The organism is Streptomyces sp. NPDC051310, from assembly GCF_044455245.1.
GTDB lineage: Bacteria > Actinomycetota > Actinomycetes > Streptomycetales > Streptomycetaceae > Streptomyces.
Window position 1 is genome coordinate 1 of the sequence record NZ_JBITEO010000011.1, and the last position, 23,276, is coordinate 23,276.

Consider the following 23,276-nt stretch of genomic DNA (forward strand, 5'->3'; position numbering starts at 1 on the left):
AAGGGCAATCCCTGGGGCCTGGCGAAGAAGCAGCGCCTGGAGTGGACCAAGGAGGTCGACTTCGAGGTGCCGGTGGTCGGCAGGGACATCGAGGACCTGTCCGAGGTCGACTACCTGTACTGGGTGGGCTGCGCCGGTGCGCTGGAGGACCGGGCGAAGAAGACCACCAAGGCGTTCGCCGAGCTGCTGCACATGGCGGGCGTGAAGTTCGCGATCATGGGCGGGGACGAGAAGTGCACGGGTGACTCCGCGCGCCGGCTGGGCAACGAGCCGCTGTTCCAGGAACTGGGCATGGAGAACGTCGCCGCGCTGAACATGGCCTTCGGCGAGGAGACGGACGACGAGGGCAAGGTGGTCGCCGAGTCGGCGAAACCGAAGTCGGCGAAGAAGATCGTCGCGACCTGCCCGCACTGCCTGAACACCCTGGGCAACGAGTACCCGCAGCTGGGCGGTGACTACGAGGTCATCCACCACACCCAGCTGCTGCAGCACCTGATCGACGAGGGCCGGCTGATCCCGGTCACCCCCGTCGAGGGCCTGATCACCTACCACGACCCGTGCTACCTGGGCCGCCACAACAAGATCTACACGCCTCCGCGGGAGATCATGACGGCCGTCCCGGGCCTGCGGCAGCAGGAGATGCACCGCCACAAGGAACGCGGCTTCTGCTGCGGCGCGGGCGGCGCGCGGATGTGGATGGAGGAGCGCATCGGCAAGCGCATCAACACCGAGCGCGTCGACGAGGCACTGTCCCTGAACCCGGACATCGTCTCCACCGCCTGCCCCTTCTGCCTGGTCATGCTCACCGACTCCGTCAACGGCAAGAAGAACGACGGCACCGCCAGGGAATCCGTCCAGGTCGTCGACGTCGCCCAGCTCCTGCTGGAATCCGTCAAGACCCCGGTCGACCCCACGGGCGAGACCACCTCCGAAACGGAACCGGAGCCCGAACCGGTGAAGTGACCCCACGCGGTACGCGCGGAGCGGTACCAGCGGACGCGAGCGGCCGGACCTGCCTCGGGGGCGGGCCCGGCCGCTGTCGTATGCCCGGCGCGGGTACGACGCGGGCGGGCCCGGCCGCTTCCGTACGCCCGGCGCGGGTACGACGTCTCCGCCCGGCCGGCGCCCGGTCCCCGAACACGTCCGTCCCGCGGGGGACCACCCCGCGGAGGACCGCCCCCACGGCGTGTCTGACCGGCGGGGGACCGGCTCCGGAGCACGTCGGCCGCGGGCGGGAGAAGGCCCCTAGGGGATGTCACAGGTCAGCAGCAAAGGAAGCCCGTTGCCCCACCCCGGACGCCGCCCACAGCGCGAGCCGGTACGTTCAAGGGGTGGCTGGATTCAGGATCGGACGCGGCCGGGACAACCGCACACCGCAACAACACCCGCAGGCACCGCAGCAGCAGGCGCCCCATCAGGCGCCGTACGGCAGCGCGGCGCCCCCGCCGTACGCCCAGCAGCAGTGGTCGCAGGCGCAGCAGCAGCAGGCGCAGCAGTACGGCCGGCAGCAGCACGGGGAGCCGGAGTACTTCGGCGACCCGTACGCGCAGCAGTCCGCCCCGCCGCCGGCGCACGACCCGTACGCGGCGAATCAACCGGGCCACACGCGGGCCTTCAGCATCCACGACGAGGCGTACGCCGCCGGGCCCGACGCGTACGGCGACGGCGCCACCTATCAGGCCGGCGCCGCCCCCGCGCCCATGGGCCCGCGCCTGCACTGGAAGCAGTTGCTCAGCGGCATCGTGATGCGCCCCGGCCCGACGTTCTGGCAGATGCGCGACCACGCCGTGTGGGCGCCGGCGCTGGTCGTCACCTTCCTCTACGGGCTGCTGGCCCTCTTCGGGTTCGACCAGGCCCGCGAGGAGGCGATCAACGCCACGATCTCCACGGCGATCCCGTACGTGCTCGTCACCGGCCTCATGTTCGTCGTCGGTGGCGCGATCCTGGGCGCCGTGACGCACACCCTGGCGCGCCAGCTGGGCGGCGACGGCGCCTGGCAGCCGACGGTCGGCCTGTCAATGCTGATCATGTCGATGACGGACGCGCCGCGGCTGCTGTTCGCCCTGTTCCTGGGCGGCGAGAACTCCTTCGTGCAGGTCATCGGCTGGCTGTCCTGGCTCGCGGCGGGTGCGCTGTTCACCTCGATGGTGAGCAAGTCCCACGACCTGCCGTGGCCCAAGGCCCTGGGCGCCTCGGCGATCCAGCTGATCGCCCTGCTGTCACTGCTGAAGCTCGGCACGCTCTGAGCGGTACGCGCTCCGGGTAGCGCTCCGCGGTACGTGAAAGGCCCCCGCCGCGGCGGGGGCCTTTCTTTGCGCGGGTGATCACTCCTCGGCCTGCTTCAGCAGGCCGTGGACCGACACCTCGGAATTCACCTCGACCCACCAGAGGCCGTATCTCTTCCTCTCCCTGTCCATGTCCTTAAGATCAAGCTGTTTGTAGGCGTCGTAGAGCGACATCCCCTTCTTCTTGTAGTCGTACGAGGAGACGAAGACGTCGGCACCGACCTCCGGCGACCAGCTGGCCAGGACATATCTCGGCTTACGCGTGACATTGACCAGGTTGTTGTTGTAGCTCACCCTGCCGTGGTACTGCAAAAGTTCCCTGCATTTCTTGGGCGGGCAGTAATACCTTCCCTGGTTCTTTTGCCAGGAGGGCCTGGCAACATAGGAATAGTCATTTATCCTGCCCCTATCCTGCCTCAAAACGGCGATCGTCAAAACTGCGTCGAGCGTCTCGATGTCGGTATCCTTGGGGAGCGTGAGGACCCTCTCCATCTTGAATTCTTCTCCCTCATCGAGGACGGTGCCAGGCCCCTGGAATTGGCCGGACCCGATCACCTCGGCTACCTTGCTGCTTTCATAGCTCTCCGCCTCGACACTGTCATAGTATTCCTCGAACTGCTTCCATTCCCCGATCCCCTGGCCATCGCTGGAGAATTGGGGCGAATATCCATAGACGCTGTAGTCATCCACGACGATGTACACCGGAATCTTCCCGTCGTTCTTCGCATACAGCGTCACGGGAACATGCATGTAAGGCAGGTCTGCACGCGACTGCGGCTTCCCGAAATCGGCCCTCAAAGCGAAGTGCATAGGGACGGCCGTCGGAGCGTAAAGGGTCGAGTACCCGAGGCTGACAGCGGACAGGAGCGCCGTGACGGTGACCCCCGCGGCGATTCTCTTCGGGTACGGAATTCCCCTCCACACCTTCTGGTGCATGAGGGCGGAAGTGGCCCAGATCGACCACAGCCACAGAGCAATGAAAAAGGGAAGGGCGCGTATGAATTCCTGCTCCTCGAGCCACAGGAAGAGCAGAAGGCTCGTGGTGGCCAACGCGATCAGCACGCCGATGAGAACCAGCGCGCCGGACAGTCTCGTCTGCCGTCTGCCCCAGTAGTCGATGACGGCGAGCGTCGCTATGCCCTCCACCGCCGCCGCCAGCAGGAACAGGACGCCGATCAGACGCTGCGCGAAGGTGAGCGCCCCGAGGGCGTCCGGCCAGCCGATGTAGACGTGCAGCCCCAGGGAGGCGAGCAGCCCGAGGGCCATGAGGGCCATGATCACGTGCCGGCTCCGGCCTTGACCCGGCCATGTGTTGCTGTCGCCGCCGCGCCACAGGACGCACGAGGGATCGTCCAGGTCCATGTCGTCCGGGTAGCCGAGGCGACGGAGTACCGTCCGCAGCTCGCGCAGGGACCAGGCGCTGCCGGCCTTCTCGCCGTGGATGGTGATGGCGCGAAGACCGCGACTGTCCGGCGGCTCCACGATCACCCAGGGCCGTATGCTCATGCGTCCACGTTCGGCCCCCCGCCGGTCATGTGCACGGCGAGCTGCTCCGTTCGACGGAACCCCGGCCCTGATACGCGAAGGCCCCCGCCGCGGCGGGGGCCTTTCACATCAGCGCGCGGCGACGCATTCAGGCGTCGAGGACCTGTCCCTCGCGCTTCACGACGGGCGGCTCCACGCTCCAGGGGAAGTTGATCCACTCATCGGTCTTCTTCCACACGTACTCGCACTTCACGAGCGAGTGCGACTTCTCGTAGATGACCGCGCTGCGGACCTCGGCGACCGCGCCGAGGCAGAAGTCGTGCACCAGCTTCAGCGTCTTGCCGGTGTCGGCGACGTCGTCGGCGATGAGCACCTTCTTGTCGCTGAAGTCGATCACGTTCGGCACCGGGGCGAGCATCACCGGCATCTCCAGCGTGGTACCGACGCCGGTGTAGAACTCCACGTTCACCAGGTGGATGTTCTTGCAGTCCAGCGCGTACGCGAGCCCGCCGGCGACGAAGACGCCGCCGCGCGCGATGCTCAGCACGATGTCCGGCTCGTACCCGTCGTCGGCGATGGTCTGCGCCAGCTCGCGGATCGCGGTGCCGAACTTGTCGTAGGTCAGGTTCTCCCGTACGTCACTCATGCTCACACCTGCGTCCGATGGAAGTTCTGGAAGGACCGCGAGGCCGTCGGCCCGCGCTGCCCCTGGTAGCGCGACCCGTACCGCTCACTGCCGTACGGGAACTCGGCCGGCGAGCTCAGCCGGAACATGCACAGCTGCCCGATCTTCATGCCCGGCCACAGCTTGATGGGCAGGGTCGCCAGGTTCGACAGCTCGAGCGTCACGTGCCCGGAGAACCCGGGGTCGATGAACCCGGCCGTGGAGTGCGTCACCAGCCCGAGGCGCCCGAGCGAGCTCTTCCCCTCCAGCCTGCTCGCGATGTCGTCGGGAAGCGAGATGACCTCGTACGTCGACGCCAGCACGAACTCGCCGGGGTGCAGGATGAACGCCTCGTCCCCCTCCGGCTCGACCAGCCGGGTCAGATCGGCCTGCTCGACGGCGGGGTCGATGTGGGGGTAGCGGTGGTTCTCGAACACCCGGAAGTAGCGGTCCAGCCGCACGTCGATGCTCGAGGGCTGCACCATGGAGGCGTCGTACGGGTCGATGCGGACCCGCCCGGCGTCGATCTCGGCCCGGATGTCCTTGTCTGAGAGAAGCACGCCCCGAGGATACGCAGGGCGCGCGGGCCCGCCCCAATCGGACGGACTCCGCGCGCCTCCGTCATTCGCTCGCTAGCGCCGTTCGAGCACCACGGGCACGGCGTGCCGCAGCCGTGCGCAGCGCGGACACCGCAGGAGCCGCCCGGGCCCGATCCGGCCGGCCCCGAGCTGCTGCATCGGGAACGAAGCGGTACTGAACACGTGCCCTTCGGCACAGCGGACGACGGTGCGCTCCATGGAGTCCATCGAGTCCCTTCCCCAAATGCGTGGACGAGAAAGCCACATTAGGGGATCAACGGGACACCGCTCCAGGCGGCACTCCGCACCCCCACGGTACGCCTCAACTCGCCCCGCCCGTACCCGGATCCGGCCGGGAACAACACGAAGACCCCGCGGCGCGATACACCGGGGGCCTGCCGATAAGGTACAGTGAGCGACGATGCGGTACCGGTCCTCCGGCCCGTCCTCGCGGGTGTAGTTTAATGGTAGAACATGAGCTTCCCAAGCTCAGAGCGCGGGTTCGATTCCCGTCACCCGCTCCATGACAAAGGTCCTGGTCAGAAACCACGGCCCTTTCTTGCTGCCCGGCCGCGCTAGGCGTCGCGCACCAGGTCCGCACCAGATGGCTGTTCGGCATCGTTTCGGGCAAGCGGGGCCGCGCAAGCCGATGCAGGCCACTCGCCAGCTCGTGGTTGCCGTTCCGGAGCTCGTCGGGCGAGCGGAGTACAGCGCGGCACAGTGAAGGCAGGGCACCTTGCTTGAGGTCCGCGCCGTCACTTGCGAATTGGATGCCTGCCAGCACCAGCCGGTCGGCAGGGCCTATTCCGATGGGATGGCGGCCATCTGCGGATGCCTGGCCTTGCGGGATCGGTTCAATGGCGCCGTTTCAGAGCCACTCGCACGATTTCCTCGTGCACCAGGCGGCCGACGAGCACGCCGCCGAAGACGACGACGCCCACACCGATCAGCCAGGACTGGACGACCAGGACGGTGCCGAACGGGCCGTAGCTGACAGTGTTGGAGGCGATCAGGGGCGAGAAGACAAGCTGGGAGAAGACCCTGAGGCCCAGCAGCCCGAGCACCGTCGCCACCGCGCCGGGCAACAGGGCACGCCAGCGGACTCGCCCACCAAGCAGCATCCGCTGCGACCACCAGAAGAAGAGGATGGCGCCGGCCACTGCGATGAGCGCGCCCGTCGGGGTGTGGCTCCGCAACGTCGTGGCCGAGGCGAAGAGGTAGCCGGTGAGCACGGCGAGCCACACCACATGCCGCCACCTGGCCCACCAACGGGCCGGGGGCAGACCCCAGACCTTCTCGAAGCCCGACTGCACAGCCGCGGAGAAACTCAGCCCGAAAGCGGCGAGGGCGACGATGCCGAACGCGGTCGTCGTCCGCAGCGCCTGGCCGGCGGGCGTGAACAGCCGCTCGACCTGTCCCCTGGAGGCCGCCGAGACGCCAAGCCCTTCGCTCAGCCACTGCGCGAAGCCCCGGCCGTGCTGCGGATCAGCGGAGGAGACGATGAGCAACAGTGGCACCAGCGTGAGGAAGCCAAGCGCCGCGAAGCCCAGTGCATGCTGGAACAGTTCCAGATCGGTGCCCCGTCTCCACCCGCGCCCTGCCGGCGAACGGCGGATCATGCGGCGCAGCCGCCTGTACAGGGAGGCATGGTCCGGGGAACCGGAAGGGATTGGCATGCCTGTCGAGTACCACGGACCACAGCGATGTCGCGCGAGGACGCGGCGCGTGGTGGCGCTGGCTTCCGGGTGAAACGAGGCGGCTGACGGGATGCCACCACACGCCGCACAGTGCCGCCCGACGGCTTCCTCTACCTTTCGCGGCGCTCCTGGCCTGGCCGCGGCTCTTCGGCGGGAATCGCGTGTCCTCGGTGCGTTCCGGCGTCGATGAGGATCTGTTCGGCCTCGGTGACATTGTCGGCCCGTACGGCTCTGGCCATCGCGGCGCGTGCCGCGTCAGGCGTTGCGTGCGGCGGGACCACGAGCAGGGAGAAGTGGTCCCGATCACCGCGCGTGATGAGGACGGTGTCGTCACCGACGGGGAAGGAGTCGATGTGCACGATGTGGTCGTCGATGATCAGACGGGTCGGCAACTTCTCCCAGGCGCCGGTGTCCAAGCCGACCCGCGTGACCGGGCCGAGATGCTCGGTCAATGCGCTGATCAGGCCGGGAAGCTCGGTGCCGATGTCACGCGAACGCGGCCACCACGCGCCGTCGAGGATTCCCTCGCGGGCGTGAGTCGTCTCGAGTCTCAATAGCACCGTTCCGGGCCTCACGGCCTGGTGAATCGCGTCCGGCAGCAGATGGGAGACGCGGGGGTCGTCGGAGTCGGCCATGGGATGCCCGCCCGTCTGCGGAGGTTCGGCGCTTCCGCCGAACAATGTGACCTCGTCTTCTCACGGTACTCCGACCGGCTACACGCAAGGCCCCACTCCTCAGGAAAAGTGCCTGGTCATAAGCCCGTCCACAGACCGTCGTCCGGAGTAGGGTGGAGGTACCGGGAGCACTTCGCACGCCGGCTCCGATGTCGGCGCCGTTCTCGGCGAGCAACAGCACCGGGACGTCGCAGACGAGTCCGGAGACAGGTCCGCGTGATGACCGCGACCATCGAACGTACAACCCTCAATGGGCGGCCCGTGCCCTCGTCACCGGTTCGTCTCTCACTGGTCCCGGTGGGCTCGGTTCCAGGTCTCCTGGACGGTGCCTGGTGGCCCCGCTCCCGCGACCTCTCCCGTGAACTCCCCGCCCTCACGGACGCGCTGGACGCGGCCTGGGGCCGGGTCACCCGTGTCACGGTGAACCCCTCCCACTGGCCCGTGATCCCGCGCAAGGTGCCCGTGACCGGGCACACCGTGCACGTGGGCTGGTTCGCCGACGAGCAGGACCCGCACAAGCTGATCCTCCTCTCCTACGCCCAAGGCCGCATGGACCTTCTGGTGATCCCGCCGGAGGCCGATGCCGCCACAGCCGCCCGGCTCATGTCCGCCACTGCCGCTCCGGGGGGCGTGCTCACCGCCAGCAAGCTCATGGCCGACGAGGGCTCGGCCCGCGAAGGGACGGATGCCCGAAGCCGGGAGGAAGACTGGGAGACCGACGGCGGCGCGGGCTCGGCGGGCGGGAGCCCGGTCGGGCTCCTCGACTCCGCCGGAGGGAGGTGAGGACGTGGGAACCATCATCACCGTGGTCCTGATCATCGCCATGATCGGCGCGGGAATGATCCTCATCCACCGGCTCAACGCACAGCACGAGGCAAGGATCGCGGCCTTCCGCTACAGCGAGGCCCTGCCGGGAATCGGCCGGCTGCGCGGCAAGAACCGACGGCCGGAAGAACCCGCCGGATCACCCACTGCCGCTGACCGCGAGCAAGGTGCCGGGGGCCGCGGTTGACACCGGCACTCCCCAACCGGACGCGGTGGGCGTGGCGCGACGACGTCACACCCACCCCACAGGTCTGCCCGATGGACGAGGCCCCTATGAAGTCACCGGAACTGCCCGCTCACGGGCACGCCGACGTGCGCATCGTCGCCTCGTCCCCCGAGACTGCCCGGCAGGTCGCGGAGGTGCTCCGTCGCTGCTTCGCCGCCACCGAACAGCGCAGCTACCCCGTCGACACCGTGAACGGCGGAACCCGCCTCCACCTCACCGTGGACACCACCCACGCGGCAGAGCCCGCGCGCTCCTGGCTGTCCACCAGTCGGTCGTCCGAGGACGACCGTACGGGGACGGACGAAACCTGAGGCGTATGCAGGTGGACGCCTGTGGCGAGGCGACACCTCGCTCCGGCGGCGGGGGACGGGCGCCCCGTTGCTGCCGGGCGGGCACACTTTCCCGAGGCTCTAGGCGCAATGGAGCGATATCTGTTCCCGCGGTGTGAGGATTTCACGGGCCCCCCGGTGAGTATTACTGGCGCAACGGCAGAGCGAAAACGATGAACAACCGGCAGGGCGCTGCGGCGTGCTACTGTCGATGTCAGTTGCAGTTGTGGTTCCCAGACTTCAAGTGCCCCCAGCCGGCTTCTAGGCCGCTGGGAGCACTTTTGTATTTCCGGTCATTTTCCGGGTGGGGTAATCATCGCGGCGACACGGTGTCCGCACAGTGCGGATCCCGATGTGCCCCAGAAGGAGATATGACATGAGCACTGGTACCGTGAAGTGGTTCAACGCGGAAAAGGGCTTCGGCTTCATCGAGCAGGACGGTGGCGGCCCCGACGTGTTCGCCCACTACTCGAACATCGCCGCCCAGGGCTTCCGTGAGCTGCTCGAAGGCCAGAAGGTCAGCTTCGACATCGCGCAGGGCCAGAAGGGCCCGACGGCCGAGAACATCGTTCCCGCCTGACGCTGACGCGTACTACTCAGCTGGGGCCCGCATCCTTCGGGGTGCGGGCCCCAGCTGCACGCATCCCCGCAGTGGTCTTGCCTGCGGGAAGAAGGTGCGAGAGGGTCGCACCTCACCGCACGCGGATGCCCACAGCTGCATTCCGCAGTCGACGCCCGGGCTTCAGGCCCACAACGCGTCACCCATTTCCAGCGCCTCCGGCCGTGCGATATTCCCGCCGACCGGATTCACGTTCGCGCTCCAATCGGCTCATTTCGGCAATTCTCCGCGCTGCTCATGCGCTGCGGAAATTCCTCGATATGCGCCGTATCGAGGAAGGTTCCGCATGAACCGCACACGTACCAACGACCGCTTTTCCCGCACCCGTAATGGCCGTGCCGGCTCCGGACAGGGCGGCAGCCGCTTCGGCTCGTCGGCCCGCAGCAGTTCGGGCGGGGCGAGCCGTTCCCGTGGCTACGGCCGCCGGAACGGCGCGGTCCAGGGTGAGTTCGCACTCCCCGAGACGATCACCCCCGCGCTGCCCGCCGTCGAGGCGTTCGCCGATCTCGACCTGCCCCAGCAGTTGCTCACCGCGCTCGGAGCCGAGGGCGTGACCGCACCGTTCCCGATCCAGGGCGCGACCTTGCCGAACACCCTCGCGGGCCGTGACGTACTGGGACGCGGCCGCACCGGCTCCGGCAAGACGCTCGCCTTCGGGCTGGCGCTGCTGGCGCGCACCGCCGGTCGGCGCGCCGAGCCCAGGCAGCCGCTCGCCCTCGTCCTCGTCCCCACCCGTGAGCTGGCGCAGCAGGTGACCGACGCGCTCACTCCCTACGCCCGGTCGCTGAAACTGCGGCTGACCACGGTCGTCGGCGGCATGTCGATCGGCAGGCAGGCGGGCGCGCTGCGAGGCGGCGCCGAGGTCGTCGTCGCGACCCCGGGCCGGCTCAAGGACCTCGTCGACCGCGGCCACTGCCGGCTGGACCAGGTGGGCATCACCGTGCTGGACGAGGCCGACCAGATGGCGGACATGGGCTTCCTGCCGCAGGTCACGACGCTGCTCGACCAGGTGCGTCCCGGGGGGCAGCGGATGCTGTTCTCCGCCACCCTGGACCGCAACGTCGACCTGCTGGTCCGCCGCTACCTGTCCGACCCCGTCGTGCACTCCGTGGACCCCTCGGCCGGTGCGGTCACGACGATGGAGCACCACGTGCTGCATGTCCAGGGCGCCGACAAGCACGCCACCACGACCGAGATCGCCGCCCGCGAAGGCCGCGTGATCATGTTCCTGGACACCAAGCACGCCGTCGACCGGCTCACCCAGGACCTGCTGGGCCACGGCGTACGGGCGGCCGCGCTGCACGGCGGCAAGTCGCAGCCCCAGCGCACGCGTACCTTGGAGCACTTCAAGACCGGGCACGTCACCGTGCTGGTCGCCACGAACGTCGCCGCTCGCGGTATTCACGTCGACAACCTCGACCTCGTCGTCAACGTCGACCCGCCGACCGACCACAAGGACTACCTCCACCGCGGCGGCCGTACCGCCCGCGCCGGCGAGTCCGGCAGCGTCGTCACCCTCGTCACCCCGAACCAGCGAGGCGGCATGATGCGCCTGATGTCGGATGCCGGTATCCGCCCGCGGATCACCCAAGTCCGCTCCGGCGAGGCCGAACTGAGCCGTATCACCGGTGCCCAGGCTCCTTCGGGCATCCCGGTCGTCATCACAGCGCCCGTGGCCGAACGCCCCAAGCGCGACGCCGCCTCCCGCGGGCGGCGCAGCCGGTCGGCGCAGGCGAAGCGCGGAACCGGCCAGCGGCGGTCCGCCTCGGGCCCGGCCGCGTAGGTCTTTCGTTCGGATCAGGCCGGGTCAGGGAGTGGCGTCCGGCGCCGTGCCTCGCACGGCGGAGGAGGGAGCCACGGCGGAGCTGCGCCGGCCTGACCGGCGGGCATCCGCCCTGCTCGGCATACCGCCGCCGGCCTGATCCAGCAGGCTCCGCCCTGCTCGGCACCCCCACGTCGGCCTGGCCGGCACGCAGGCGCAAGCCACATTTGAACAGCAAGCAGGGCCCGACCGGTGCCTTTCGGTCGGGCCCGACGTATGCCCTCGGCTCCGCTGACCGCGGTGGGGGGCGGTTCAGTGGTCGGAATAGGTGAAGTCGCCCGCGGTCCAGGCGCTGACATCCTCGATCGAGACGCGGTACATCCCACCCGTCTCCGGGATCCCCACCGTGCCCTGCAGGATCCGGGCGACGTGGAAGTGCAGATGGGTCGGGGGACCTTCCTTCGGTGCCGCCGTGGCGAAGGCGCCGGCGAACTCGCCGAGGCGGGCCGAGTCCGCCAGTACCTCTGACACGCGCTGCCGCCACACGGCTTCGGGAGCCAGCCGACCGGTGATGACAGCCCCACCTGCGACCACGGTCAAGGACATCTGGTTGCTCTGTCCGGACTCGACCTTGGCAGCGATGGCGACGAGCAACTCATCAGGCTTGGACATAAGAGCCGATTGTATTCGCCGGTCGTCCGGCCACCTCAAGCGGTGGCATCGGCAGCCGAGATCGGCGCTGACCGTCCCGCCGGTGGCACGCCGGATCGCGCGCGGGCGCCACCCCCACGGCCGCATGACGTGCTGACCGGCTCGGACACGGCCGAACCGCGACGTCAGGCTTCCGGAGCAACGGCCCGCTCCGCACCGGGCCGGCCTACGGGGGTGCTCCGGCCGGACACATAGGCCCCGCTGCGTCACTCAGCGGACACGAGAACCATCTGATCACCCGGACAGAAAATCTACTGTGACCACAGTAGACATTCGACTGCCATGTGGGTATGGTTTCTGTCGTAGCCGAGATCGAGCAAGGCCCGGCAGAGATGAACTGCAGGCCGTAATAGACGCAGTTGCAGGACGGTCCGGTGGTGGAGTTCCGAAGCCACGGTGTTGCATGACGGCGACGGGACTGACGACCGGACCGGGTGGCCCGCAGTGATCAGGGGCTGCCACAAGCAGTACGAGTAGTTCCGCAGGTGCAGTTCGCGGCAAGTGAGTGAGCTGCTGCAGAGGAAGAACGGAGGAGTCAGCACCATCGGGATCGCCCGGGCGGAAGGCGTGCTTCCCTCCGGGTACCGCAGGACATCGATAGGTAGGTGGTCTCCGGTCACACATCCGCGATCCCCGCACCCCCGTCCCGTATCGGGCGGCCCGTGCGGACACAATGGGTCGGCGCAGTACTGAGGCCGACAGATGGTGTAGTTCCTTCGGGGCCCTGGTGTCGTACGGCACCAGGGCCCCTCCACGCGTTCCGCAGAGAGGTGCGATGACAGCAGACGATCCGATCGGCCGTCTCGAAGACGACGACTACCCCGCCTACACGATGGGGCGGGCAGCTGAGCTGCTCGGCACCACCCCCGGCTTCCTCCGCGCCATCAGCGAAGCACGACTGATCACGCCCCTCCGGTCCGAGGGCGGCCACCGGCGCTTTTCGCGGTACCAGTTGCGCATCGCCGCCCGCGCCCGGGAACTCGTCGATCAGGGCACCCCCATCGAGGCCGCCTGCCGCATCATCATCCTCGAGGACCAGCTCGAGGAAGCCCAGCGCATCAACGCCGAGTACCGCCGGACGGCGGCCGAAGGGGAACCGCCGACCACGACCTGAGACGCGCGTGCCCACCGGAGGCGGTGGGCACCACATACCCGCCCGGCCCGGGCCCCCGCCGGGCTGCCCCTCCTCGGTGACCCATCGGACAAAGGTGAACGAGTCGTGAGCCGCCGGCACATCCGGCGGTGGTCAGTAGGCGGCGAGGGAGATGGCCGTGTAGTGCGTGGTGAAGCCTGCCACCGTCAAGGCGTGGAAGACCTCGTGGAAGCCGAACCAGCGAGGGGCGGGGTCGGGCCGCTGGAGGGCGTAGACCACCGCGCCCGCGCTGTAGAGGACACCGCCGGTCACGACCAGAACCAGTACGGCCGCCCCGCCGTTGCGCAGGAAGTCGGGCAGGTAGCTCACCGGTGCCCAGCCGAGAGCCAGATAGCACGGGGTGTACAGCCAGCGGGGAGCTGCGACCCACAGGACCCGGAAGGCGATACCGGCCAGCGCGCCCGTCCACACGGTCCACAGCAGGACCGACCGCTGGCCGGCCGGGACGAGCAGCACGGTCAACGGGGTGCACGTGCCGGCGATGATCAGAAAGATGTTGGCGTGGTCGAGGCGACGCAGTATCGCCTCCCCGAGCGGCCCCCACGTACCCAGGTGGTATATCGCGCTCGTCCCGAACAGCAGCCAGGCCGTGACGGAGTAAAGGGCGCAGGCCATTGCCGCCTGCGGGGTGCGCGCCAGGCAGATGAGGGTGATGCCCGCGATCAACGATGCGGGGACCATCGCGGCATGGAGCCAGCCGCGCAGCTTGGGTTTGACCGGCGCGACAAGGTCGGCCGCCCCGTCCGCCAGGGCCCCGGCCAAGCGAAAGCCCTGCCCGGCGTCGTCCTGGTCCCCTCCACGGGGAGCGGGGTCTGCCACATGCTCCCCCCTCGTCGGTGCAGGGGAGTCGCTGCCTGCTTCGGTGTCGTCGCGGGACACGGCTTACCCTCCTGCCCCGGACCGCTGCGCATCACTGGGACCCATGTGATCATGCTAGTGAACCGGCGGTCGGCAGCACTCCGGGGGGACGCGCGCAGGGCCATCGGCGGCACCACCGGACGTGGCCGGTCCCGCCGCCCCGCGGGCCGGGCCACGTGATCCGCCACCAATCGGGCCGGATACGTCGTGTGACGCCGCCTGACCATGGGCACGATCAAGGCTCCCGAGCGGGCTCCTCCGCTCGCCTACGCCAAGGACCGCCGATGCTTCCCGAGTCCCGCTCCCACGCATCCGCCCCCCTCGCACATCAACTGGAACATGGTCTGGGCCTGCCTCCGCACCTGGAAGCAGGCCGTCTGGACGTCGAGCGCATCGCCGATATCGCGGTGGTCGCAGCGGCCCATTCCGACGGCTACGCCGCCACCGCGCACCTCCTCGGACTGCTGGCCGCGCTCCCCGCCCCCACCGGGGCAGGCGAACGCTTCTGGTCCGATCTGTGGAGGTCCTCGGGCACCGCCTACCTGCTACCGGCCAACATCAAGACGCCGGTCCTGCGTTCGCTGGCCGGAGAGGGAGCCGGTCTGGCCCGGCAGATCCTCTCGGCCGTGGACGAGATGACCCCTTCCCAGCGCACGGCAGCCGGGGAGGTGATCGGACAGACACTCTCCGAGTCCGACCATCTACCCGACCTCAAGACACAGGTCATCGGCGAACTATGGCTGCGCGACCTCGAGCTCACGGCCTGGCGTGTCCTGCACGCGGACCAGAAATCGGCCGACTTCGGTGGGAGGAAGGCCTTCCTGGACGCCTGGATGGATGTGTGAGGCTCCTGTCTCCTGGACCACGCTCCTGAACGTTCGCCCATGCCGGACCCGGACGGCCCTCCGCGCGGAGGTCAGGCCTCCGGGACCGGGCGCGGGAGGGAGTTCTCGGAGTGCTGGAGGGCGAGGGCGGCGATGTCGTCGTCCAGCCTGCCTCCGCTGTACTGGAGCAGGGCGTGGTGGAGGCGGTCGAGCATCTCGCGGGGCGACATCAGGCCCTGCCGCCCCATCCAGTCCGGGAGCGGGAAGAACTCGCCCGCGCGGTCCCGGGTCTCCGTGACGCCGTCGGTGTAGAGCAGCAGCTGGTCGCCGGGTGTGAAGGCCACGGTGTCGACGCAGTAGGGATCCCCGATGAGCGTCGCGAGGTTCAGGGGCGGCGAGGGCGCCGAGGGGTCCAGGACGCGGGTCCGTCCCTGGTGCACGAGCAGTGGCGGGGGGTGCCCGCAGTTGAGGAGCCGGACGTGGCCGCCGCCGGGCGGGACCTCCGCGATGAGAGCGGTGGCGAAGCGCTCCGGCAGGTCGGGCCCGGGATGCCCGGCGATGTAGCGGGTGATGCTGGTCTCCAGGCGCCGGGTGATGCCGCGCAGATCCGGCTCGTCGTGCGCCGCCTCCCTGAACGAGCTGATCACCGCTGCCGCCGCCCCCACCGCGGACAGCCCCTTGCCCCGTACGTCGCCGATGAGCAGCCGTACCCCGTACGGGGTGTCGGCCGCCTCGTAGAAGTCGCCGCCGATGCGGGCCTGCTCCTGGGCCGCCAGGTACAGGGACTCGATCTCGACGTCGTCGATGCGGCGCGGCAGGGGCCGCAGCAGCACCTTCTGGGCCGCGTCCGCGACCAGCCTGATGTGGAAGAGCATCTCCTCCCGGCGGATGCGGAGGTGGCTCGCGTACGCGGCGGCCAAGGTGACCGCGACGATCGCGGCCCCCGTGTACGGCGTCCCCAGGTCGGTGTGGAAGAAGCTGAGGACGATCATGGCCACCAGGCAGAACGCCCCCAGCAGGAGCGTGGGGATCACCGGCCACATCGCCGCGGCGAGGGCGGGCGCGGCGGGCAGCAGACGGCTGAACGCGATCTCCCTCGGCGTGGCGAACGCCAGGGCGGTGATGAGGACCGTGAGGATCACGGGGGACAGCAGGGCGGCTTCCCATCCGCCGCTGTGGGGGAAGCGGCGGCGGCGCAGCCGACCGAGCGTGATCATGAAGCCATCATATCGGGACATAAAGGACAGTCATCGGTGGCGCGGGTGCCCGTACGCGCCACCCGGCCCGGCCCGTAGCGGGCGCCACCACGGCGCGGCCGTTGGCCGCGGCGGTGGCCGGGGCGGCGAGGCTGCTGGCGGCGGCTGCTGCGGCCGAGGCGCGGAGGGACACGGCGGTGCGGAAAGCGCCGGAAGGCACCCAAGGGCGCCGGCGGGTGCCCGAGGGTGCAAGCGGGTGCCGGCGGGTGCCCGAGGGTGCCGGAAGGCGCCCGGAAGTGCCGGCGGGCGGCGGAGGGGGCGGAAGCTGCCGACAGGTACCGGAACGCGCCCGAAGGAGTCGTACGGCCCCCGGATTACGATGCAGCCATGAGTCGGCAGGGATGGCACGCGGCGGCGGCCGGGCCCCACGGGGCGCGGGCGTACACGCTGCTCGTGCTGGCCGTTCTGGCCGGCATCCTCGCCATGCACGGCCTGGGTCCCGCGCTCGCGCCCCCGGCCGCGCCGCACGCCGTGGCCGCGTCCGGTGCGCACCACGGCGGCACGGCCTCGTCCCTGCCCCACCCGGCCGCGACCGCGCGCGAGGACTGCGTACACGCCGGTCACGGTGACTCCGGCACGGGCGGCGGGCACGCCGAGCACGCCGACACCACCTGCGCCGCAGCGGGTACGAGCACGGCGCCCGTGCTGCCCCTCCCGGCCCCGGCGGCCGGAGCGGACACGGGCGCGAACGCGGGCCCGCTCGCGCTCGCCACCGGTGCCACGCCCGGCCTGCGCGCTCCGCCGTCACTGAGCGAACTGCAACTCCTGCGCATATAGGGGCGCCCCGGCGCGCCCGAGCGCCTGTGCTCGGCGTCGCCGTCGAGAGCCATGCCCACTCAGCGCACACAGGAGTTGCATCACCATGACCACACGTCGTTCCGTGATCCGCCGCGCCGCCGCCGTGGCGGCCGCGGCCACCGCCGCTGTCGTACTCGCCGCCTGCGGCGGCGGAGCGGACAGCCCGGCCGGCCACGAGGGCCACCGGAGCGCCTCGCCGAGCGCCTCCGCCCCCGCCGGGCAGGGCGCGCACAACGCCGCCGACGTCTCCTTCGCCGAGGGGATGATCCCGCACCACCGCCAGGCGGTGGAGATGGCCGCGCTGGCGGAGACCCGAGCCGCGTCCGCCGAGGTCAAGAAGCTCGCCGAGGAGATCAGGAAGGCGCAGGACCCGGAGATCAGGACCCTGTCCGGCTGGCTCACCTCCTGGGGCGAGGAGGTCCCCGCGGACGACGGGAGCGGGGAGCACGCCGGTCACTCGCCGGCCGGCATGATGACGCCCGACGAGATGGACAAGCTGGAGAAATCCTCGGGCAAGGCGTTCGACACCGCGTTCCTGGAGATGATGGTCGAGCACCACGAGGGCGCGGTCGCGATGGCGAAGACCGAGCAGGCGGAGGGCGCGTACCAGCCCGCCAAGGACATGGCCGGCGCCATCGTCACCTCGCAGAGCGCCGAGATCACGCGCATGAACGAGCTGCTCGGCAAGGACTGACCGGCAGGGGCCGACCGGCGGACCGGCGGGCCCGGTGAGCGGCACAGCGGGGGCGGCCACCCGGCCGTCCCCGCTGCCTCCCCACCACGGGGGCTGCCGCTGCCTCACCCCGTACAGGCTGCCGAGCCGGGTTGTCGGCCCCGGGCACACACTGGAGGTGTGAGGGAGGACGTCATGGACCGCAGGGACTCCAGGGACCGCACCGCGCATCGAGCCGGCACCTCCGCAGCCCACGGGCATACGGCGCAGGACGCCGGCCACCAGGGCCACGCCGCCGGCGCGTCGTGGGGCACCGCCGCCCGCGCGACCGCGCACTGCCTCACCGGCTGCGCGCTGGGCGAGATCCTGGGCATGGTCATCGGCACGGCCCTGCGCTGGGGCAACGTCCCCACCATGGCCCTGGCGATCGCGCTGGCCTTCGTCCTCGGCTACTCCTTCACCCTGTACGCGGTGCGCCGGACGGGCCTGAGTCTGAGGGCCGCCGTCCGCGTCGCCCTGGCCGCCGACACCGTGTCCATCGCGATCATGGAACTGGTGGACAACCTCGTCATCGCACTGACCCCCGGCGCCCTGGACGCCCACCTCTCCGACGGCCTCTTCTGGGCGGCCCTCCTGGGCGGCTTCGCCATCGCCTTCCTGGTCACCACCCCGGTCAACAAACGGATGATCAGCCGCGGCAGGGGCCACGCCGTCGTCCACGCGTACCACTGACGCGCGCCATCCGGCTCGTCGTGCTGGACTGGAGGAAGAGGAGGTACGCCGTGTCCGGTCACGCTGGCAAACCCCGCAACGTCTTTCTCGTCTGGCTCGTCTGGCCGCTCATCACGCTGGGCATCTACCACCTTGTCTGGTATTACAAGGTGAACCGCGAGGCCCGCGACTTCGATCGGCGCATCGAGGTCAGTGCGGCCCTGGCCGTCGTGGCCATCACGATCGGCGTGCTGGTGATCGTGCCGCCGTTCGTGTCGGTCTTCAACACCGGTCAGCGCATCGCCCGCATGCAGAGGTCGGCCGGGATGCAGCCCACCTGCAACCCGTGGATCGGGCTGATCCTGGTGTTCCTGTTCAGTCTCCACTCGCTGTACTACCAGCACGAGCTGAACCAGATCTGGGAGCACTACCGGAACCCGGTGGAGGGCGAGCAGGTTCCTCTGGCGGTCTGAGGCGCGTCCACCACGCCTGGCCGGCCGTGCCGCTGCCGGGCCGGGCCCTCAGACGGCGCCCGCCGATGGGGGCGGACGCCGTCGGGCGGGGATCAGGACGCCGAGGGGGTCCAGTCGCCCAGCCAGTCGGCGACCTCCTGGGTGGTGGCGGCGGCGTCGCTCAGGTGCGGGCGGTCGGCGGACTTGGGGCCGGCGCCCGGACCGGTGTTCCGGTACTCGGCGAACCGGTCGGCCTTCCAGGAGAAGCCGCCCATGTCGGTCCAGGGGGCGGGCCGGATGGCAGCGCTCAGGGTGGTGTCGCGGAAGGTGGCCTGCGGGTCGAGGGAGGCGTCGCCGCCCGCGTGCCAGGGGCGGCCCAGGTGGAAGGTCTTCGCCGGCACGTCGCCGTTGACGACGGACCGGTTGATCAGGAAGCCCTTGCGGCCCGCCGGGGTGCTCGGCGCGGTGATCCAACCGGCGGCCGTTCCGTTCCAGCGCTTCTTCAGCGTCAGCACGGACCGGTCGATCACCGCGGTGGCCCGGCCGAAGACGAAGTCGACGTTGCCGGCGATGTAGGAGCCGGTCACGTACACACGGCCCTGCCGGTCCTTGGCCGCGGTGTCCAGCAGCAGGGTGTCCTGGTCGCCGTCGACGATGACGCCGTCGAGCAGGACCTTGTCGGCCGCGGTCCGCAGCGCCACCGCCTGGTGGTCCTTGAGGTGCTGGTTGCGGGCCTCGTCGAAGTCGTTGGCGATGGTGAGGTTGCGGGCCTGGAAGTCGTCGGCCTCGACGGCGACGGTGGCGCTGCCGCCGGTGCCGTACGTGCCGGAGCCGCCGGGCTTGGGGGTGCCCGAGGCGTTGCCGTACACGATGACGGTGTCCTTGCGGCTCGGCCCCGAGCCCTGGAGGGTGATGTGCGGCTTGTTCGACGGGACCTTCACGGTCTCGCGGTACGTGCCCGGCTTCACCGAGATCACCACCCGCGAGGCGTTGTTCGCGGGGACCGCGTCGACGGCCTTCTGGATGCTGCTGTAGCGGCCGCTGCCGTCCTTGGCCACGGTGATCACGGCCGGGGCCGCGGCAGCGGCGGCGCCGGTCGTGGTCGTGGCCGCCGCACCGATGGCGGGGCGCGGGCCGGCACCGGACCTGAGCAGTGCCGGGACGTCGGCGGCGCGGTCGAGGGTGTAGCGGTAGTACGCCTTCGGGTCGAACGCCTGGCCGCCCCCGCTCTCGTTGCGGCCGCTGGTGCGGGAGAAGACGTTGCCGCGCTGGACGAGGGCGGCGGTGGCGTCCCGGGTGACGGGGTTGCGCAGGCCGTCGAAGTAGGAGTTCTCCAGCACCATCTTGGTCCTGCCGCGGGCGTAGTTGCCGTACGCGGCGGTGATGGCGGTCCCCGGCTCGTCCTGCAGGTAGTTGTTGTACAGGTGGGCGTGGGCGGCGTTGTCCGTGGACGGGTTGCGCTGCTCGGTCTCGCGGAACCAGTTGTGGTGGACCGTCAGGTCGGTGGTGACGTTCCCGGTCCAGCCGATGCCGAAGGTCTTGTTGTTGTTGCTCAGCTTGTTCCAGGACACCGTCACGTACGTGCTGTCCTTGCGGATGTCGATGAGCCCGTCGGCCATGTGCCGCAGGTCGTTGTGGTCGATCCACACGTGGTGCGCGCCGTCCATCTGGACGGCGTCGAAGTCGTGTTCCTTGTCGTTCCAGATGCCCTGGTACGCGTCCCGGATCGTCAGGTTCCGGATAATGACGTTGTGCACGCCGGTGCCGAGGAAGAAGCCGCCGCCGACGATGTGCCCCGAGGTCCCGGAACCGACGATCGTCTTGTCGGAGGCGACCCTGATCTCCTTGCCCACCGGGTCCATCCGGATGGTGCCGGCGACGACGATGACGTACGGCTCCGCCGCGGTCGCGTACTTCTCGAGGTCGGCGAGGGTCCGGACGGTGACGGTCCGCCCGCCGCGCCCGCCGTACGTGCCCTTCTGCCCCAGCGCGTGGACCGACGCGAAGCCGTCGGCGGCTTCGGTGGCCCAGGCCGGTGCGGCGCCGGCGGCCGACGCGTGGGGCTGCGCGTCCTCGCCGAACAGGCCGAAGCTGGTGCCATAGGCCAGCGCCCCGGCGGCGATGAGGGCCAGCGGGACTCCGGCGATCAGGGCCGTCTTCCGCCGTCGGTGCCGGGGCTTGCTGCGGTGGTCACTCACGAGGTGCGTCCGTTTCGGCTGTGGGGGTGGATCGGTCACCCCCTGGTCGCAGCCGCCGCGGGAAAGGTTGCCGTCGCGCCGCCATCCGTCGCCGTCCGCGGCCCGGCACCCCGGTGCCCGCGGCGAGTGAGGTGAAGGGGCGCGGCGGTGTGGTCGTGGGGCTCGGGCCGGTGGGCCTCCAGGCTCGGCCCCCTGTGCCCGCGGCGAGTGAGGTGAAGGGGCGCGGCGGTGTCGAAAGGGAGAACGCGCGGAGGTTCCGAGGAACGAGGAACCGAGCACGATCGACCGTCGACACCGACAACAGGCGCCCCGGAGCCGAACCGAGCCCCAGAGGAAAAGCGCCCGCCGAACCGGGCCCCATAAGATCATGGAGGGACGCCGGCACGAGAACCGAGGACGTCCGCCCGATGAGCCCGAAGCAGCAGCGTGGGGAAGCCACCGTCGAACAGGTCCTGGACGCCGCGCTGGGCGTGTACGCCGCGTCCGGCGAGCAGGGCCTCACCGTCAGTGCGATCAGCGGGGCGAGCGGGGTCAGCCCGGGCAGCCTGTACCACCACTTCGGCAGCCTCGACGGGCTCGTCACCGCGCTCGCCCTGCGCTGGATGGGCCGGCTGCTGGACGAACTGGTCGCGGCCCTGGGGCGGACCCGCACCGCGCGCTCGGGGATCCGGGCCGTCGTCCGGGCCTATCTGGAGTTCGTCCGGGATCATCCCGACGCGGCCAGGCTCATGCATTCCGTCACCGCGGACCGGCACACCATGGCCCACGCGGCGGGGATCAGGGAGTCCCAGGAGGCACGGCTGTCACCGGTCGCGGACTGGATCCGCGATCGCGTCGACGCCGGGGAACTGGTGCCGCTGCCCGAGCCGTTGGTGGAGTCCCTCGTCCTCGGCCCGGTGGTCGGCGTGGCCCGCCGCTGGCTCTCCGTCGGGGACGTCGACCTGGCGGAGGCAGCCCGCATCCTGCCGGACCGCATCTGGCGCTCGGTGAGCCCGTGACGGCCGTGCGCGGGCTCCCGGGGCCGCCGCCCGGCCGGCCGGTCACCGTACGGCTTCCTCGGCCAGGGACACGGCCGGCTGCCGGGCCGCCGGGGCGGTGGACCGGTCGGGGCCGGGAGCGGGGGCCGGCCCTGCGGGTGGCGAGGCGCTGCGGTGCCGGGGGTTGGCCTGGCGGGGTGGCCTGACCAGCGTGATCTGGCGCACCAGTTGCTGGAAACAGGCCAGCGACGCCAGGGCGGGCAGCGCGGCGGCCGCCGCGGCGGTGACGGTCCTGGGCGCCTGGGCGACGCACAGGAGCATGGCCATCGCGGAGAACAGCAGGACGACCGACCAGGAGTGGGCGGCCCTGCGCTGGTGGAGAGCGGCGCGCAGCACCGAGAGGGAGGCGACCAGCCACGGCCCGTAGATCAGCAGGGGCCACCAGCCGACCACCGCACTGCTGTTGTGGGCCGCGGCGATGTGCCGGAGGGGGTCGTAGGTGACTATTCCGCCGAAGACGCTGACCATGGAGACGATGGCGCCCGCCAGGGCCGCGAGGCAGAAGCTCGCGGCCCGCAGCCAGGTCAGCGACCACGCGCGCGTCTTGCGGTGGCCGGCGCCGGCCGGCCGGATCGGGGGCAGGGTGGCGGTGATCCGGTCGAGGTTCGCCAGCGGGCTGTGGCCCGGCGCGGTCTCGTGCGGTGCCGGAGCGGGGGCCGGTGCGGGACGCGGTGCCCGGTCCTCCGCCGCGATCGCGTCCTGGAGCAGGAAGGCGAGCTCCTCCGTGGGGTCCCAGGGGGGTTCCACCGGCCCGTAGGGCGGCCGGGGTTCGGGAATGCGGAAGGCGTCCTGGTACGGATCCGCCGTTCCCGTACCGAGATCGGCGCGGGGGTCGAAGTCGTAACTGCCGGTCGGATATCCTCGGTGGAATTCATGCACGGGAGTCAGGCCGATCCGTCCGATGGTCCTTGATCTTTCAGGGACTCGGAGCGGCCCCAGGACTGCTCGAAGTTCTCTTCGATCCGGTCCATGGCCTCGATGAATTCCTCCAGTGCCGGGGTGGACCACGTGAGGGCGATCCGCTCGGCCGGACTCCAGGAACGGCTGCCGGGACCGCAGAAAAGGAGTGCTGCGGGCGCGGGGGTATAGGTGAATTCACCCATGGGTACGCGGACCGGAAGGCGTCGGCCATTCGTCAGCACGTGCCCTTCAGATGCGACTGCTGGACATGTGGGCGTCATATTCCACTTAACGCTCCGACAGGTCCCCCGGGTGCGCGGCATTCGAGTGAGCGTGTTGGGCCGCACGGGGGACCCGCCAGGGTTTTATCGGTTCTGCAAGCCTCTCCAATGATGGCTGAAAAGCCTGCCTTCTCGGCGGTTGATATCCAGTCGGACAATCCTTGATGACATCTTCTCGGATCAATGGACGGCCGTACGCCGCGGTCCGGCCGGCGCGGCCCCCGGCCGGGGGCCGCGGGTCCACGGACCCGCCGGTCACGGCGTGCCCCGGCACCGGCCG

General features: G+C 70.1%; 26 protein-coding genes and 1 tRNA gene. 15 read left to right on the forward strand and 12 right to left on the reverse strand.

The window, feature by feature from the left end:
- Together ACIA79_RS17610 and ACIA79_RS17615 are read left to right on the forward strand one after the other, a co-directional pair.
- Positions 1 to 963 (forward strand): (Fe-S)-binding protein (locus ACIA79_RS17610; protein ID WP_399429184.1); only part of this gene is annotated, 963 nt, incomplete at its 5' end.
- Between the two features lie 368 nt (positions 964 to 1,331).
- The gene (locus ACIA79_RS17615) at positions 1,332 to 2,246 is read left to right on the forward strand and encodes a Yip1 family protein (protein WP_399429185.1); all 915 of its coding nucleotides are present in this window, start codon (positions 1,332 to 1,334) and stop codon (positions 2,244 to 2,246) included.
- 78 nt (positions 2,247 to 2,324) lie between these two features.
- On the opposite strand, the gene ACIA79_RS17620 is transcribed toward ACIA79_RS17615, so the two are convergent.
- From ACIA79_RS17620 to ACIA79_RS17635, 4 genes are all read right to left on the reverse strand, one after another.
- A complete protein-coding gene (locus tag ACIA79_RS17620; RefSeq protein ID WP_399429186.1) occupies positions 2,325 to 3,791 on the reverse strand; it encodes a hypothetical protein in 1,467 nt (488 codons plus the stop codon).
- Positions 3,792 to 3,918: 127 nt separating this feature from the next.
- Positions 3,919 to 4,416, reverse strand: a complete 498-nt coding sequence (locus tag ACIA79_RS17625; RefSeq protein WP_031072364.1) for a phosphoribosyltransferase — start codon at positions 4,414 to 4,416, stop codon at positions 3,919 to 3,921.
- A 2-nt stretch (positions 4,417 to 4,418) separates the two neighbouring features.
- Positions 4,419 to 4,994 (reverse strand): dCTP deaminase, encoded by a 576-nt coding sequence (gene dcd, locus ACIA79_RS17630; RefSeq protein WP_399429187.1) that lies wholly within the window; start codon positions 4,992 to 4,994, stop codon positions 4,419 to 4,421.
- Positions 4,995 to 5,066: 72 nt separating this feature from the next.
- Entirely contained in the window at positions 5,067 to 5,240 is a 174-nt protein-coding gene (locus ACIA79_RS17635) for a hypothetical protein (RefSeq protein WP_399429188.1), read from the reverse strand.
- A 222-nt stretch (positions 5,241 to 5,462) separates the two neighbouring features.
- On the opposite strand from ACIA79_RS17635, the gene ACIA79_RS17640 reads away from it, so the two are divergent.
- Positions 5,463 to 5,536 (forward strand) — tRNA-Gly (locus ACIA79_RS17640).
- A 330-nt stretch (positions 5,537 to 5,866) separates the two neighbouring features.
- On the opposite strand, the gene ACIA79_RS17645 is transcribed toward ACIA79_RS17640, so the two are convergent.
- Both ACIA79_RS17645 and ACIA79_RS17650 read right to left on the reverse strand, forming a co-directional pair.
- A complete protein-coding gene (locus ACIA79_RS17645) occupies positions 5,867 to 6,631 on the reverse strand; it encodes a YhjD/YihY/BrkB family envelope integrity protein (RefSeq protein ID WP_399429189.1) in 765 nt (254 codons plus the stop codon).
- Between the two features lie 188 nt (positions 6,632 to 6,819).
- Positions 6,820 to 7,344, reverse strand: coding sequence for a DUF5994 family protein (locus tag ACIA79_RS17650; protein WP_399429190.1), 525 nt, complete (start codon positions 7,342 to 7,344; stop codon positions 6,820 to 6,822).
- A gap of 258 nt (positions 7,345 to 7,602) precedes the next feature.
- On the opposite strand from ACIA79_RS17650, the gene ACIA79_RS17655 reads away from it, so the two are divergent.
- The 5 genes from ACIA79_RS17655 (at position 7,603) to ACIA79_RS17675 (ending at position 11,165) form a co-directional block, all read left to right on the forward strand.
- Positions 7,603 to 8,166 carry a DUF5994 family protein gene (locus ACIA79_RS17655; protein WP_399429191.1) on the forward strand — a complete coding sequence of 188 codons (564 nt, stop codon included), beginning with the start codon at positions 7,603 to 7,605 and terminating at the stop codon, positions 8,164 to 8,166.
- Positions 8,167 to 8,188: 22 nt separating this feature from the next.
- Complete coding sequence (locus ACIA79_RS17660) at positions 8,189 to 8,395, forward strand: hypothetical protein (RefSeq protein WP_399429192.1); 207 nt, start codon at positions 8,189 to 8,191, stop codon at positions 8,393 to 8,395.
- Positions 8,396 to 8,481: 86 nt separating this feature from the next.
- Positions 8,482 to 8,745, forward strand: a complete 264-nt coding sequence (locus ACIA79_RS17665; RefSeq protein WP_399429194.1) for a hypothetical protein — start codon at positions 8,482 to 8,484, stop codon at positions 8,743 to 8,745.
- 394 nt (positions 8,746 to 9,139) lie between these two features.
- Positions 9,140 to 9,343 (forward strand): cold-shock protein, encoded by a 204-nt coding sequence (locus ACIA79_RS17670; RefSeq protein WP_010351538.1) that lies wholly within the window; start codon positions 9,140 to 9,142, stop codon positions 9,341 to 9,343.
- A gap of 325 nt (positions 9,344 to 9,668) precedes the next feature.
- Complete coding sequence (locus tag ACIA79_RS17675; RefSeq protein WP_399429195.1) at positions 9,669 to 11,165, forward strand: DEAD/DEAH box helicase; 1,497 nt, start codon at positions 9,669 to 9,671, stop codon at positions 11,163 to 11,165.
- 291 nt (positions 11,166 to 11,456) lie between these two features.
- Here the strand turns inward: ACIA79_RS17675 and ACIA79_RS17680 are convergent, their stop codons facing one another.
- Positions 11,457 to 11,816 carry a hypothetical protein gene (locus tag ACIA79_RS17680; protein WP_399429196.1) on the reverse strand — a complete coding sequence of 120 codons (360 nt, stop codon included), beginning with the start codon at positions 11,814 to 11,816 and terminating at the stop codon, positions 11,457 to 11,459.
- Between the two features lie 814 nt (positions 11,817 to 12,630).
- Here ACIA79_RS17680 and ACIA79_RS17685 point away from each other — a divergent pair.
- Complete coding sequence (locus tag ACIA79_RS17685; protein WP_399429197.1) at positions 12,631 to 12,969, forward strand: MerR family transcriptional regulator; 339 nt, start codon at positions 12,631 to 12,633, stop codon at positions 12,967 to 12,969.
- A 132-nt stretch (positions 12,970 to 13,101) separates the two neighbouring features.
- On the opposite strand, the gene ACIA79_RS17690 is transcribed toward ACIA79_RS17685, so the two are convergent.
- Positions 13,102 to 13,887, reverse strand: a complete 786-nt coding sequence (locus ACIA79_RS17690; RefSeq protein ID WP_399429198.1) for a hemolysin III family protein — start codon at positions 13,885 to 13,887, stop codon at positions 13,102 to 13,104.
- 263 nt (positions 13,888 to 14,150) lie between these two features.
- Between ACIA79_RS17690 and ACIA79_RS17695 the strand changes: the two genes are divergently transcribed.
- The gene (locus tag ACIA79_RS17695; RefSeq protein WP_399429199.1) at positions 14,151 to 14,711 is read left to right on the forward strand and encodes a hypothetical protein; all 561 of its coding nucleotides are present in this window, start codon (positions 14,151 to 14,153) and stop codon (positions 14,709 to 14,711) included.
- Positions 14,712 to 14,782: 71 nt separating this feature from the next.
- On the opposite strand, the gene ACIA79_RS17700 is transcribed toward ACIA79_RS17695, so the two are convergent.
- Positions 14,783 to 15,907, reverse strand: coding sequence for a PP2C family protein-serine/threonine phosphatase (locus ACIA79_RS17700; RefSeq protein WP_399429200.1), 1,125 nt, complete (start codon positions 15,905 to 15,907; stop codon positions 14,783 to 14,785).
- 366 nt (positions 15,908 to 16,273) lie between these two features.
- On the opposite strand from ACIA79_RS17700, the gene ACIA79_RS17705 reads away from it, so the two are divergent.
- The 4 genes from ACIA79_RS17705 to ACIA79_RS17720 all read left to right on the forward strand — a co-directional run bounded on the left by ACIA79_RS17705 (position 16,274) and on the right by ACIA79_RS17720 (position 18,601).
- On the forward strand, positions 16,274 to 16,723 hold the full coding sequence (locus ACIA79_RS17705) for a DUF6153 family protein (protein ID WP_399429201.1): 450 nt from the start codon (positions 16,274 to 16,276) through the stop codon (positions 16,721 to 16,723).
- An 85-nt stretch (positions 16,724 to 16,808) separates the two neighbouring features.
- On the forward strand, positions 16,809 to 17,438 hold the full coding sequence (locus tag ACIA79_RS17710; protein ID WP_399429202.1) for a DUF305 domain-containing protein: 630 nt from the start codon (positions 16,809 to 16,811) through the stop codon (positions 17,436 to 17,438).
- A gap of 174 nt (positions 17,439 to 17,612) precedes the next feature.
- Complete coding sequence (locus ACIA79_RS17715; RefSeq protein WP_399429203.1) at positions 17,613 to 18,149, forward strand: DUF4396 domain-containing protein; 537 nt, start codon at positions 17,613 to 17,615, stop codon at positions 18,147 to 18,149.
- Between the two features lie 50 nt (positions 18,150 to 18,199).
- Positions 18,200 to 18,601, forward strand: a complete 402-nt coding sequence (locus ACIA79_RS17720; RefSeq protein WP_399429204.1) for a DUF4234 domain-containing protein — start codon at positions 18,200 to 18,202, stop codon at positions 18,599 to 18,601.
- Positions 18,602 to 18,693: 92 nt separating this feature from the next.
- Here the strand turns inward: ACIA79_RS17720 and ACIA79_RS17725 are convergent, their stop codons facing one another.
- Entirely contained in the window at positions 18,694 to 20,778 is a 2,085-nt protein-coding gene (locus tag ACIA79_RS17725; RefSeq protein ID WP_399429205.1) for a pectinesterase family protein, read from the reverse strand.
- A gap of 407 nt (positions 20,779 to 21,185) precedes the next feature.
- On the opposite strand from ACIA79_RS17725, the gene ACIA79_RS17730 reads away from it, so the two are divergent.
- The gene (locus ACIA79_RS17730; protein ID WP_399429206.1) at positions 21,186 to 21,776 is read left to right on the forward strand and encodes a TetR/AcrR family transcriptional regulator; all 591 of its coding nucleotides are present in this window, start codon (positions 21,186 to 21,188) and stop codon (positions 21,774 to 21,776) included.
- Positions 21,777 to 21,818: 42 nt separating this feature from the next.
- Here the strand turns inward: ACIA79_RS17730 and ACIA79_RS17735 are convergent, their stop codons facing one another.
- Together ACIA79_RS17735 and ACIA79_RS17740 are read right to left on the reverse strand one after the other, a co-directional pair.
- The gene (locus ACIA79_RS17735) at positions 21,819 to 22,694 is read right to left on the reverse strand and encodes a hypothetical protein (RefSeq protein WP_399429207.1); all 876 of its coding nucleotides are present in this window, start codon (positions 22,692 to 22,694) and stop codon (positions 21,819 to 21,821) included.
- A 5-nt stretch (positions 22,695 to 22,699) separates the two neighbouring features.
- On the reverse strand, positions 22,700 to 22,918 hold the full coding sequence (locus tag ACIA79_RS17740; RefSeq protein WP_399429208.1) for a hypothetical protein: 219 nt from the start codon (positions 22,916 to 22,918) through the stop codon (positions 22,700 to 22,702).
- Positions 22,919 to 23,276: the final 358 nt, after the last annotated feature.

Coding starts and splice junctions, on each gene's coding strand:
- ACIA79_RS17620 (WP_399429186.1), bottom strand. CDS start 3,791: ATGAGCATACGGCCCTGGGTGATCGTGGAGCCGCCGGACAGTCGCGGT.
- ACIA79_RS17675 (WP_399429195.1), top strand. CDS start 9,669: ATGAACCGCACACGTACCAACGACCGCTTTTCCCGCACCCGTAATGGC.
- ACIA79_RS17665 (WP_399429194.1), top strand. CDS start 8,482: ATGAAGTCACCGGAACTGCCCGCTCACGGGCACGCCGACGTGCGCATC.
- ACIA79_RS17710 (WP_399429202.1), top strand. CDS start 16,809: ATGACCACACGTCGTTCCGTGATCCGCCGCGCCGCCGCCGTGGCGGCC.
- ACIA79_RS17695 (WP_399429199.1), top strand. CDS start 14,151: ATGCTTCCCGAGTCCCGCTCCCACGCATCCGCCCCCCTCGCACATCAA.
- ACIA79_RS17655 (WP_399429191.1), top strand. CDS start 7,603: ATGACCGCGACCATCGAACGTACAACCCTCAATGGGCGGCCCGTGCCC.
- ACIA79_RS17685 (WP_399429197.1), top strand. CDS start 12,631: ATGACAGCAGACGATCCGATCGGCCGTCTCGAAGACGACGACTACCCC.
- ACIA79_RS17635 (WP_399429188.1), bottom strand. CDS start 5,240: ATGGACTCCATGGAGCGCACCGTCGTCCGCTGTGCCGAAGGGCACGTG.
- ACIA79_RS17730 (WP_399429206.1), top strand. CDS start 21,186: ATGAGCCCGAAGCAGCAGCGTGGGGAAGCCACCGTCGAACAGGTCCTG.
- ACIA79_RS17680 (WP_399429196.1), bottom strand. CDS start 11,816: ATGTCCAAGCCTGATGAGTTGCTCGTCGCCATCGCTGCCAAGGTCGAG.
- ACIA79_RS17700 (WP_399429200.1), bottom strand. CDS start 15,907: ATGATCACGCTCGGTCGGCTGCGCCGCCGCCGCTTCCCCCACAGCGGC.
- ACIA79_RS17705 (WP_399429201.1), top strand. CDS start 16,274: ATGAGTCGGCAGGGATGGCACGCGGCGGCGGCCGGGCCCCACGGGGCG.
- ACIA79_RS17650 (WP_399429190.1), bottom strand. CDS start 7,344: ATGGCCGACTCCGACGACCCCCGCGTCTCCCATCTGCTGCCGGACGCG.
- ACIA79_RS17670 (WP_010351538.1), top strand. CDS start 9,140: ATGAGCACTGGTACCGTGAAGTGGTTCAACGCGGAAAAGGGCTTCGGC.
- ACIA79_RS17715 (WP_399429203.1), top strand. CDS start 17,613: ATGGACCGCAGGGACTCCAGGGACCGCACCGCGCATCGAGCCGGCACC.
- ACIA79_RS17625 (WP_031072364.1), bottom strand. CDS start 4,416: ATGAGTGACGTACGGGAGAACCTGACCTACGACAAGTTCGGCACCGCG.
- ACIA79_RS17740 (WP_399429208.1), bottom strand. CDS start 22,918: ATGGGTGAATTCACCTATACCCCCGCGCCCGCAGCACTCCTTTTCTGC.
- ACIA79_RS17645 (WP_399429189.1), bottom strand. CDS start 6,631: ATGATCCGCCGTTCGCCGGCAGGGCGCGGGTGGAGACGGGGCACCGAT.